This is a genomic window from Streptomyces sp. LS1784, assembly GCF_020103755.1.
Lineage (GTDB): Bacteria > Actinomycetota > Actinomycetes > Streptomycetales > Streptomycetaceae > Kitasatospora.
The window spans coordinates 1-545 of the sequence record NZ_JAHSQD010001281.1; the positions used below are offsets into that span (position 1 = coordinate 1).

Consider the following 545-nt stretch of genomic DNA (forward strand, 5'->3'; position numbering starts at 1 on the left):
CGGCGCTGCGGCGCCAGGTCGTCGAGGCGCGGGCGGGCGTCGAGCGCGCGCTCAAGGCCCAGGCGGCCGACCGTGCGGCGGGCGCCCGCTGACGGTGCGCGAACACCCCGAAGGGGCGCCGGACGGGATCGTCCGGCGCCCCTTCGGGGTCGTGCGGGTCCTGGTGGACGTGGAACGTCCGGATGGACGTCGTACGGGCCCGGTCGGGCCCGACGGCTACTTCTTCTTGCCCTTGCCGCCGTACGGCATGCCGGCCAGACCGGCGATGATCGCGAAGGCGACGAGCGGGATCACCACGTACAGGCCGATGGTCTCACCGACACTCAGGCCGGAACCCGGGTCGTCACCGTCGTCCCGGGTGAAGGCCATGGCGGGCGACGACAGCAGCATCATCAGCGTGACCGTTGCGGAGACCGCGCCGGCTCGCAAAGCGTTCCTCTTGTCCACGTTTCCAACTTACCCGCCGCTTACGGGGGCGCGCGCGTCGGGGTCGACCCGACCGGACGGGGGCGCGCGCGGCGGGCCGGGAGCGCCTGCGGCGGGCC

1 protein-coding gene is annotated in these 545 nt (G+C 74.1%); it reads right to left on the reverse strand.

Translation table 11 applies throughout. The annotated features are described in order from the left end of the window. Nucleotides 1-216: 216 nt before the first annotated feature. Complete coding sequence (locus KS423_RS46985; protein ID WP_224285714.1) at nt 217-447, reverse strand: hypothetical protein; 231 nt, start codon at nt 445-447, stop codon at nt 217-219. Nucleotides 448-545 lie beyond the last annotated feature (98 nt).